Raw genomic sequence first — 8,916 nt, forward strand, 5'->3', positions numbered from 1 at the left:
TCCTCCGTCGTCACGCGGATTGCGCAATGTTCTATGCACCATCACGCCGACGGATACGGGAGTCAAGAGGGCCTGGAGTAAACCCGCATGGCGTGTACGGAGCCGTCGTACGGGCTTCGTCATGCGTCGATGTCGAGTCCTAGCTCCGTGTCCGGGCGACAGACCCCACACGCCTCCAGCTGCTCGTGAACGATCGCCATACGGGCATCGGTGGGCGACACCGGCCGGGCGAGTCCACTGACCATCTTGCAGTCGTCGAGGTGGATGGACGTCGCGAGGGGTCCGTCCGGCGTCCGTGATCGGTCTACCTTGAAGCCCGACCCGGGCCTATCCCCGTCCGCCGGGCGGGGCTCCGGGCGTGACCCCGGCGTGGGCTCGACAACGGGTGCCGTCCCCTCCTCAGCCCGCAGGGCAGCGAGCACCTTGTTGCGCTGACGATCTAGGTAGGTGTGCACCGTCGCGTTCTCAGCGATGGCGACCTCCAGGTGCCGCAGGATCATCCGGAGGCGCGCAGGATCCGGAGGTAATTCGTTCACGCGTTCTATTATGCAGCTCTGGGGACGACCGGGACGCGCGCCATCTGCTAGCGGATGACGCTGGAAGCATGAAGGCGACATGGTCCGGGATGATCCAGTTCGGGATGGTCGCTCTGCCGATCCGGCTATACGCGGCCACGGAGGAGCATCCCGTACGCCTTCATGAGATCCATGTCGCCGATGGCAGCCGCGTCGAGCACCGCCGATTCTGCAAGGCCGAGAACCGAGAGATTCCCTACGAACAGGTCGGCAGGGGCTTCGCCCTCGCAGACGGACGCATGGTGCCGGTCACGGAGGAAGACCTCACACATCTGCCCTTGCCCGCAAGGCGGATCATCGACGTGCTCGGATTCGTACCCTTCGAGGACATCGACCCGATCAGCTTCGGGCGGCCGTATTACGCGGGTCCCGGGCCGGGCGCCGACCGCCCGTACGCCCTGCTCGTCGAGGCACTCGCCCGCACGGGATACGTAGCCGTGTCCAAGGTGGCCCTACGCAGTCGGGAGCGCCTGGCACTACTCCGCCCGCGCCACGGCATGCTCATCCTCCAGACTCTCCTATGGGACGACGAGCTGCGCGACCCGGGAGATCTCGCGCCCTCCACGCCGGTCACTGACCGGGAGCTGGAGCTTGCCGAATTGCTGATCCGGGAACTTGCTGGCATCAACGTTGGCGACGTGCACGACGAGTATGCCCACGCCCTTGAGCAGCTCGAAGACGCAAAGATCACCGGCGGCCAACTCGTGGAGCCGACGCAGCCCGCCCCGGCGCTGGACCTAATGGCAGCACTAGAGGCGAGCGTCCAAGCCGCCGAGCGGGCACACGAGTCGTCACGGCCTCGACCATGCCCCTTGCGCACGGCCCCCCGGCCATCTGGCTCAGGCCTTCACCTTCCCCTGCTTCGCCCGAACATCAGGCAAGCACACAGGACAAAGGGGATTCCCGTTGAAGCCATACCGGTGCGTCGGCTGCTGACAGAGGGCGCACGGGCTGACCTGCGCCGGCGAGCACGTCGGGATGGGGGCTTTGCGGGGCGACGGGGATGTCATCGTCTATCCTCCATGTCGCCCAAGATACGACGAAGCCCCCGCCAGTGTGTTCGACGGGGGCTCGTGGCGTCAGGAGAGGGGCGGGGCGCCGGCCTCACGCAAGGTGGGGTCTGCGTCCAGTACCTCAAGGCACATCCGACAGGACGGCCGGCCCTCTGTGGGGCCGTCCCACACCCGCGGGGCGGGGAGGTCGCACAGGGTCTTCCGGGAGTCCACGGCCGCGTGGGTGTCCTCCGTCCACCCGGGCGTGGTGAGCATGTACGGAAGAGGCTGTTCGCTGATCATGACTCCCCCTCCTCACACGCCCACGGGGCGCAGGTTGTAGAGCTTACGGACCTCGTCGAGGTCGACGCGGACGGATCCCTCGTTGTCCCGGTACTTCGTCAGCCTGGCGCGAGGGCCGTTCGCGGCGCCGCGGATCGTCTCGGGGGCGACGCCGGCCACGTCCGCCGCTTCCTTGTACGCGACGAGGGCGGGCCGAGGAGCCTCGTTCACCGGCTCCGGGACCTCTTCCTCCCCCGGCTCCTCGGCGGGCGCCTCAGCGGGCTCCTGCGGCTCCGGGGCGGGCGCCTCGGCGTGTGCCCTACGCGAGTGCACGAGAAGCGAACCGCCGAAGAATGCGAGTACCGGCCACCCGGCGACGAGGACACGGAGGAACGTCGGCGGGTGCGCCAGGTCGACGACGCCGGCCGTCGCGATGTTGGCACCGATGGACGCCGCGAGGGACAGCAGGAACCAGACCCACGGGGCGCGCTTCGAGCCGCCGTCCTTCGCCCGGATCTGGTCCCACGCCATGACCAAGAGGAGGTCGACGCTCACCGGGTACGCCCACGCCTTCCACCCGCCCTGGCCGGCCGCTACCGCGATGTCGTGGATGTGGGCGAAGGACAGGGCGGCAGCAATGACGGCCTGGATGAGTAGGGGATCGCGCAGTCTGTGGCTCATGGCTCCTCGTAAGTGTGCGTGGGACGTGCGTGGGTGAACCGGAGCCCCTGTCACCGGAATTGACAGGGGCTCGTTGGTAGGGGCTCCGACTAGAGGTGGTCCGAGCAAGCCTCGTGGCCGTGGACCTTCATCCGCTTGCAGCTGCCGCCGCTCCTCGTCGGGGCACCGCACTGGCGTCGGTAGTCATGGGCTGCGCACACCTCCCGGCAGTCCTGCGCCCGGTTGATGCAGCGGCATCCGTTCGACGTGGTGGCGGTGCACTGCGCCATGTCAGCCCCCTTCCTGCGTCGCAGCCGCACGGCGGTCCGCGTACGTCTGGCACGTCTGGCACGTCTTGCACGTGAGCGGGGCGTCGACGATGCGGAACTTCGTCAACATCTGGTTCATGCCCCCGCCACGGCACAGCGGGGAGGCGTGCGCCTCCTCGTCGTCCAGGCCCGGCATGGCCGTGTGGACCTTGCCGCCCCGGACGCTGACAACGTGGACGTTGAACGAGGTCTCCGCCGGCTCCGGCTCCTCCTTGGGCGCGTCGACCTTCAGAAGCATCACGCGGCGGCCGTCCTTGTAGGTGATCCGGGCGCCGGTGCTACCCGCGAACATCTCGCGGACGTCCTTCTTGCCGTCCATCATCGCGTGGTTGATCTCGTTCAGGCCCTCGCGGATGCTGACGTGGGTGACGGTGCCGTTCTCAGTGCGCTTGTAGACCTTGTTCATGTCCACTCCTCCGTGAGTGCCTCTCGCTGTGCCGTAAGCGTGGCACACATATGTCGGCCGACACAACCCCTTGGAGGGCGACCAACGTAAGTCGTTTCACGCGTCTTCTGCGATGATGGCGACCATCCGCCCGCGCTTACTGGGCAGCGTCACGACGTGTCCTCCGCGGACCCTCGTCAGCGGATGCCGGCGCCGGATGGCGACGCGGAGGAAGTGGATCCGGGCGTCCTCGTCGACGAGGAACGACCGCCCGCCCTCGAAGGTGAGTCGGAACATCAGGCCGCGCCCTGGACGGCCCGGGTGACGGTGAGCGGGTAGTCGGCGCCGATGTAGGCGTCCCCCCATGGAACCTGATGTGCACGTTGCCGTTCCTCAGCGGGTACGCCGGCCACGCCGACGTGCGCTGGTGTCCGTGGAGGATGAAGACGTCACCCCGGCGGACCTGGCGGGCGGTGATGTCGTGTTCGGTGGTGTGGGGCATGGTTCCTCCTGTGAGTGGTTCATGTATTGAGAGCCGACTTGCGGACATCTGCGCCGCCCCACTACACGATCAATTCCCATGCCGCAATCCGAGTTGACGTGGTTCGTGGTGTGTGGCTAGGTTCGTCCGCGAAAAGAGAAAGGGGCGCGTCGTCCGCCAAAGGCGCCGCTCCAGGAAAATCAGGAAATTCCCATCGCCGGCCATTAGCCCCGGCGGTGTTGCGGGGCTTCTTAACGCCCCATGAGGGACGGCTTGTTGTCCGACCAGCCGCCCGCCCGCAAAAGTCTCGGCAGTACTGAAGGTCGATGCGTTTTTGTTCTCGACCTCAGCGAACACCCGCTTCGGCGGGGCACGGTCTCGCGGGCGCCGTGTTTGACAGGCATCCGTCTGTCCTTCGCTGAGGTTGCAGCACCGTCGATGGGCGGTGCCCTCACGGAGGACGCGTTCTCGCAGGAGGAGAACATGTCCCTGACCGGCATCGTGCAAGAGGTAGGAGCATCAGGCCCTTGGGTACTTGCGGTGGTCCTCGCTGCCCTTGCGCTGATCGTCCTCATCATCGTGGCTGGCGCCGTCACGTGCCTGCGTGTCGTTCGGAACGCTTCTGGAGAGATTCAGCCCGACGTCATCCGCGCTCTGGGTGACCTCTTCCACGCCGTGGCCGACGTCATCCGCGCTCTGTTCGGACGGCGTAAGTGACTGATGACTCATGGAAGGCGGAACTGGCCCGTCCTCCGCCAGGCCTCGAACTGCCAGCGTTCGGACCGGCTGAACAAGGTTCGCTGCGTGATGTCCGGGTGCAGCTCCAGGCGCCCGGACACGCGATACCACGCGTAGGACTTCCCGAACAGGGCCGTCCGCCCGACGATCGTGATGCTCATCGCTGCGCGTCCTCCTTCTCCTCGTAGCGCACGCAGATGGTGACGGGCTCCGTGCTAACGCGTCCGCCACTCCGGGTGGAGCGTCAGGTGCGCATGGTTCTGCGCGATCAGCGTCCGGCCCTCCGGGCTGCGGTAGTTGCGGCCGGCACCGTGGCTGCGCTTCATCTCGCGCTGCAGCCCCACGCCGTAGCGATGGTTGCGGAGGAACGTCCGCTTCATCGTCTTCGGGCTCATGTCGTCCCCTCCCCCCGGGGCGCCCCTATGCAGGACGCCCCGTGTGTGCCTCGCGTTGCATCGACTATGACAGACATATGTCGGCCGACACAACTCCCATGGCGAAGTTCCGTGAGCCGTCTTACGCGTCGTCTACCACCCCTCCGCGAGAAACCGGGCGAGCGCGATGACGTCGATGGCCGCGTGCGGCACGTCGGCGAGAAGGCGCAGCGTCCTCGTCAACGCCGGCAGAGGCGGAGGACTCCTCTTCGCTGCGTGAAGATTTTGCCACGCAGCGTGCCCGTCTCCTCCAGGTACAGGAACTTCGGCTGAAGCTCCGCGAGGAACTCACGGAACCAGCGGACGTGGGGCTTCACGTCCATGTGGACGTGCCGGTCGTGGACGACCTCCCCCCGGACCAGGCGCTCGAAGTAGTCGTGCGCCGCGCTGCCGAGATCCGTCGCGGCCTTCGACTTCCTCCGGTGCGCGTTCTTGAGGTAGTCGGCGGCGCCCTTCGGGTCGCGCTGGATGAGCTGAGAGACGATGTCCCAGTTCGTGACGGCCGCCTCAGCCGCCTCCTTCACCGCCCAGAACGTCAGGTAGTCCTTCGGCAGCATGTTGCCGACTGACGTGACACCCGGGACCTTGACGTCGCCGTCCGCCGGATCGATGTAGAAGCGTGAGCCGCTTCGCTTGATGGTGGCTACTCCAGCCATCCGCCCTCCCGTGTCGCTCGTTGCTTACACAGGAGTAGTGGGGGAATCGGAGCCGGATGTTTGGGTCTGCGTCAAGATCTATCCGCCTCGTCCCCATCGGCCAGACTGCGCGCCAAAACGCCAAACTAACCCCCTTTTTCCCATCCCCTCTAACACGTGTTAAGGAGAGTTAGAAATAAGGGGCTAGTTTGACACTCTGGCCAGGCTGGAGGACGAGGTGCCGGGCGACGTGGAGGGGCGACTAGGCCTGTGACCTGGCCTTTCCGATCATTCGGCGCAGGCAACGGGCGGCCCGCTCGACCTCTGCTAGTTCCTCGTCGAGTTTGGCACGCTGCCCCTCAGCCATGTCGGAGAGGATGACGTCAGCGTCGAGCTGCTGCACGAGGCCGCGTGCGACGCCAACGAGGCGAAGCTGATCGGCGGTTGCCTTGACGACAGTGCCAGCGGGGCGTTGGTCCGGGACCCGCTCCTCGTCCGCGGCCTTCGCCTTCCCCTTGGCCAGCTTCGACGGCTTCTCTGGGGCGGAGGCGGCAGCCTCGATGGAGGCGCTCGTCGCGCGGAGGATGGCGGAGTTCGTTGCTCGGCGGTCCTGCTGACGTTCCAGGGGGCTTGTGTCCTTCAGCTCCAACCGCTTCAACTCGCGCGGGGTCAGGTAGCGACGGAGAAGGTTGCCGATGTGATAGCGCACGTTGGCCTGTAGCCGTGTGAGTTGATCTTTGTCAGAGATCCCTGCCGTGCTGTAGACCTCTGATGCGACCTGGCGGTACTCGTACTTACGGCCTAGCCAGTCGTCGTGCTGCTTACGCAGAGCGAGGAGGACGGTTGCGAGATTCATTGCCAGGATCGTTGGCGCGTCTTCGATCCTTGCGTACTCGCGGGCGTAGGCCGCGCCGCGTGCGACGAGTGCGGCTGGCGTCTCGTTCTGGAGGTCGTCAAGGTCAAGCGTGGGGAGATTCGTGACGTCCACGCGTGCAACATCCCCACTCCCCACCCGGGGAGCGACTTCCTTCGGGCTCATCCTCAACCTCTCGAAGACGCACACGGCTGTCCGCGGCAGAGTACCGTGAAGCACTGACTTTTTGCAGACCTTACCGCACGGTAGCTCTGCTAGATCACTCCGCTGCGAACTCCCCGTCACACACACCACACGTGATGGGTCCCTGTGCTGCGACGGTGCGGGAGACGCGGAGCTTCCGTGGCGGCTTGCACTGGCAGACCAGCGTCAGACGATCCGGCGTCCTGCTCGCCCGCGCCGTCGGTACCTCCAGGTGCGGCAGGAAATCCGGGATGAGTCGTTCCAGCTCATGCACGCTCGTGACGTGGCGCTGCGCGGCTGCGGGACTCAGAACGACGGCGCCGAATCCCTTCGACCCTGATCTCTCCCCGTCGTCGGGCCACACGAGCCCGACCTCCTCCGCAGCTGCCACGAAAGATTGGTTGTGATACGTACCGCGCATGGTCGTATCTCGCACGTCACGTTGCCAATTGAGGATGTGGGCGGCCTCGTGGAGGACGTGTTCGACGACGGCCCGCGCACCGGCCTGGAGGACGTCGACAGTCAAGACGAGACCAGTGACTGTGCCGTTGTCCTCCCTCCTCCATCTCTCGGGACCGTGGTCTACTCGGCTCTGCGTCGAGGACACAGAGGGTCGTATCGGGGGCAGGTCCGGTACGTCCGCGCGCAGTCGCTCCCAGAGCGTCATGAGCGCGGTAAGCATCGGGCCGGGTGAGGTCGGCATGCGCGGAGTATAGGGGTTAGGTCGGCCGACATACCGCCCAAACTTTGACCATCCGTGAGTCGACTTACGGCCCCGAAAACGCAAAAAAGCCCCGCCTCCCTTGGGAGACGGGGCTTCGAGGTCTAGACCGCTGCTACAAGATCGATAGCTAGGACGGCGTCACCCTGGAGCGCGTCGACTCGCCGACGAGGATCGGGAGCACGACGGCGCCGACGCCTCCGATCGTCTGAGCGACGCCGCCCTCCGCCAGGGCGGGGACGAGGAAGGCGCCGGCCAGGACGAGCGACGTCAGGGCTGCCCAGAGCCGGACGGGCTCCTGTGCAGCGAAGACCTGGAGAGCCGCGATGGCACGCGTCCCCAAGATATGTATGTAAGTAAGTATCGGCTGCATGAGTGCCTCTCGCTAGAACTTCATGGCAAACCGGGCGGATTCCCGGGCGTGGATCTCCGTCCAGATGACTTCGAGCCGCGCGCGCAGGTCGTAGATGCTGCCGTCGTTGCGGACGAGGTAGCGCGCATCCTCCGGGCCGAGTGCACCCTCCGACTCGTGGTTGAGGTGGGGCACGCCGGGCCGGTCGATATGGAGGAGGTGGAAGCCGGCACGGACGAGGGAGGCCGCCTCGTTGCGGTACCGGACGTCGGTGATGACGACCGGGACGCCAGCATCGTTGGCCTCCTGCGTCTTCGCCAGGGCCTGGCGGAGCCAGAAGTCCTCGTCGAGGGAGCGCATGGAGGCGCCCAGCTCCTGGAGGGTGCGGCGGACTTCGGGGAGCTCCTTCGCGCGCTCCCAGCCCCAGAAGCTCACCACGTCGGACAGCCGGTCGCCCGGGACGGTCAGGTCGTCGTCATCCGTCCCGACGATCGGGTGCAGCCGGAGCGCCGCCTCCTTCAGCGGGTCCGCGAGCGCCACGCGCCGGTAGCCCCGCTGGTCGACGAACCACTTCCCCGACGTGTCCTTGCCGGTCCTCGCGCGCCCGATGATGCCGACGTTCATCGTCCCTCTCCCCTCGTGTGGTGACACAGGGGTAATGGGGGAAAACGGGGCTGATGTTTGGGTCAACGCTCCTTTTCGATCCCTCTGTTACACAGCGCCGACTGGAGCTATCCTGGTGCCTTGCATACGCCCCTTTTGGGTGCGAAACAGTCCGGGGGCCGGGACCCGACGTACCGGTTAGGCAACACCCCCCGTAACACCTCAATCCACATAGACGAGGTGAGCTGAGCGCGGTTCGGCAAGCCGCACTCACTGAAGTTCTGGCGTCGGCAGAACCTCAGCTTTGTACCCCACGCGTAGCCGTGGTGGTCGAGCTGAGGTATGCCCGTCGCACCCGGTTCGACCGCCCTCCCTAGAAGGGTCCTTCGAACCGATGGGTGACACCCTCACTCTGTGGCTGCTCAGCTCGTTTGGCGTCCTGGCCGTCCTCCTCTTCTGCGTGAAGGGGTTCCTTGACTCGCTCCCTGATGTCTTCGCGTCGTGGCACCGAGCGCGGAAGGCGTGGAAGGGCGAGAAGCCAGAAGATGACTGACGAGTTGTGGTGCTCCGGTCGCTTAGAAGCCATTTCAGTTGGCGTGATCTTGCGGCAGTCTGGGGTGATGACTGCTGCGCTTGTCGGGCGGATGGCGCCGGATGACCTGTGGGCGTTGT

Annotated in this window: 13 protein-coding genes and 1 pseudogene; 2 read left to right on the forward strand and 12 right to left on the reverse strand. The window is 66.0% G+C overall.

Annotated elements, in window-relative coordinates:
- Positions 1-119: 119 nt before the first annotated feature.
- Positions 120-536: a DUF6233 domain-containing protein gene (locus AC07DS_RS35450; RefSeq protein ID WP_479152113.1), complete on the reverse strand. Its 417-nt coding sequence runs from the start codon at positions 534-536 to the stop codon at positions 120-122.
- A 104-nt stretch (positions 537-640) separates the two neighbouring features.
- Between AC07DS_RS35450 and ku the strand changes: the two are divergent.
- Positions 641-1,279 (forward strand): annotated as a pseudogene (gene ku, locus AC07DS_RS35455) (non-homologous end joining protein Ku); the annotation flags it as partial.
- Positions 1,280-1,654: 375 nt separating this feature from the next.
- On the opposite strand, the gene AC07DS_RS35460 reads toward ku, so the two are convergent.
- From AC07DS_RS35460 to AC07DS_RS35475, 4 genes are all read right to left on the reverse strand, one after another.
- The gene (locus tag AC07DS_RS35460; RefSeq protein WP_479152115.1) at positions 1,655-1,870 is read right to left on the reverse strand and encodes a hypothetical protein; all 216 of its coding nucleotides are present in this window, start codon (positions 1,868-1,870) and stop codon (positions 1,655-1,657) included.
- A gap of 12 nt (positions 1,871-1,882) precedes the next feature.
- Complete coding sequence (locus AC07DS_RS35465) at positions 1,883-2,530, reverse strand: DUF2637 domain-containing protein (protein ID WP_479152116.1); 648 nt, start codon at positions 2,528-2,530, stop codon at positions 1,883-1,885.
- Positions 2,531-2,800: 270 nt separating this feature from the next.
- Positions 2,801-3,244, reverse strand: a complete 444-nt coding sequence (locus AC07DS_RS35470; RefSeq protein ID WP_479152117.1) for a hypothetical protein — start codon at positions 3,242-3,244, stop codon at positions 2,801-2,803.
- Between the two features lie 96 nt (positions 3,245-3,340).
- Positions 3,341-3,520 (reverse strand): hypothetical protein, encoded by a 180-nt coding sequence (locus tag AC07DS_RS35475; protein ID WP_479152119.1) that lies wholly within the window; start codon positions 3,518-3,520, stop codon positions 3,341-3,343.
- Between the two features lie 460 nt (positions 3,521-3,980).
- Between AC07DS_RS35475 and AC07DS_RS35480 the strand changes: the two genes are divergently transcribed.
- Positions 3,981-4,421 (forward strand): hypothetical protein, encoded by a 441-nt coding sequence (locus AC07DS_RS35480; protein WP_479152121.1) that lies wholly within the window; start codon positions 3,981-3,983, stop codon positions 4,419-4,421.
- Between the two features lie 8 nt (positions 4,422-4,429).
- On the opposite strand, the gene AC07DS_RS35485 is transcribed toward AC07DS_RS35480, so the two are convergent.
- The 7 genes from AC07DS_RS35485 to AC07DS_RS35515 all read right to left on the reverse strand — a co-directional run bounded on the left by AC07DS_RS35485 (position 4,430) and on the right by AC07DS_RS35515 (position 8,265).
- The gene (locus AC07DS_RS35485; RefSeq protein WP_479152122.1) at positions 4,430-4,603 is read right to left on the reverse strand and encodes a hypothetical protein; all 174 of its coding nucleotides are present in this window, start codon (positions 4,601-4,603) and stop codon (positions 4,430-4,432) included.
- A gap of 54 nt (positions 4,604-4,657) precedes the next feature.
- Positions 4,658-4,837, reverse strand: a complete 180-nt coding sequence (locus AC07DS_RS35490; protein WP_479152123.1) for a hypothetical protein — start codon at positions 4,835-4,837, stop codon at positions 4,658-4,660.
- A 218-nt stretch (positions 4,838-5,055) separates the two neighbouring features.
- A complete protein-coding gene (locus AC07DS_RS35495) occupies positions 5,056-5,532 on the reverse strand; it encodes a hypothetical protein (RefSeq protein WP_479152124.1) in 477 nt (158 codons plus the stop codon).
- A 241-nt stretch (positions 5,533-5,773) separates the two neighbouring features.
- Positions 5,774-6,499, reverse strand: a complete 726-nt coding sequence (locus tag AC07DS_RS35500; RefSeq protein WP_479152125.1) for a hypothetical protein — start codon at positions 6,497-6,499, stop codon at positions 5,774-5,776.
- A gap of 145 nt (positions 6,500-6,644) precedes the next feature.
- Complete coding sequence (locus AC07DS_RS35505; RefSeq protein ID WP_479152127.1) at positions 6,645-7,271, reverse strand: hypothetical protein; 627 nt, start codon at positions 7,269-7,271, stop codon at positions 6,645-6,647.
- 148 nt (positions 7,272-7,419) lie between these two features.
- Positions 7,420-7,632 (reverse strand): hypothetical protein, encoded by a 213-nt coding sequence (locus tag AC07DS_RS35510; protein ID WP_479152128.1) that lies wholly within the window; start codon positions 7,630-7,632, stop codon positions 7,420-7,422.
- Between the two features lie 42 nt (positions 7,633-7,674).
- On the reverse strand, positions 7,675-8,265 hold the full coding sequence (locus AC07DS_RS35515; RefSeq protein ID WP_479152129.1) for a deoxynucleotide monophosphate kinase family protein: 591 nt from the start codon (positions 8,263-8,265) through the stop codon (positions 7,675-7,677).
- Between the last annotated feature and the right edge of the window lie 651 nt (positions 8,266-8,916).

Source organism: Streptomyces sp. NPDC044064, from assembly GCF_056434245.1.

Coding starts and splice junctions, on each gene's coding strand:
- AC07DS_RS35460 (WP_479152115.1), bottom strand. CDS start 1,870: ATGATCAGCGAACAGCCTCTTCCGTACATGCTCACCACGCCCGGGTGG.
- AC07DS_RS35465 (WP_479152116.1), bottom strand. CDS start 2,530: ATGAGCCACAGACTGCGCGATCCCCTACTCATCCAGGCCGTCATTGCT.
- AC07DS_RS35470 (WP_479152117.1), bottom strand. CDS start 3,244: ATGAACAAGGTCTACAAGCGCACTGAGAACGGCACCGTCACCCACGTC.
- AC07DS_RS35475 (WP_479152119.1), bottom strand. CDS start 3,520: ATGTTCCGACTCACCTTCGAGGGCGGGCGGTCGTTCCTCGTCGACGAG.
- AC07DS_RS35485 (WP_479152122.1), bottom strand. CDS start 4,603: ATGAGCATCACGATCGTCGGGCGGACGGCCCTGTTCGGGAAGTCCTAC.
- AC07DS_RS35490 (WP_479152123.1), bottom strand. CDS start 4,837: ATGAGCCCGAAGACGATGAAGCGGACGTTCCTCCGCAACCATCGCTAC.
- AC07DS_RS35495 (WP_479152124.1), bottom strand. CDS start 5,532: ATGGCTGGAGTAGCCACCATCAAGCGAAGCGGCTCACGCTTCTACATC.
- AC07DS_RS35505 (WP_479152127.1), bottom strand. CDS start 7,271: ATGCCGACCTCACCCGGCCCGATGCTTACCGCGCTCATGACGCTCTGG.
- AC07DS_RS35515 (WP_479152129.1), bottom strand. CDS start 8,265: ATGAACGTCGGCATCATCGGGCGCGCGAGGACCGGCAAGGACACGTCG.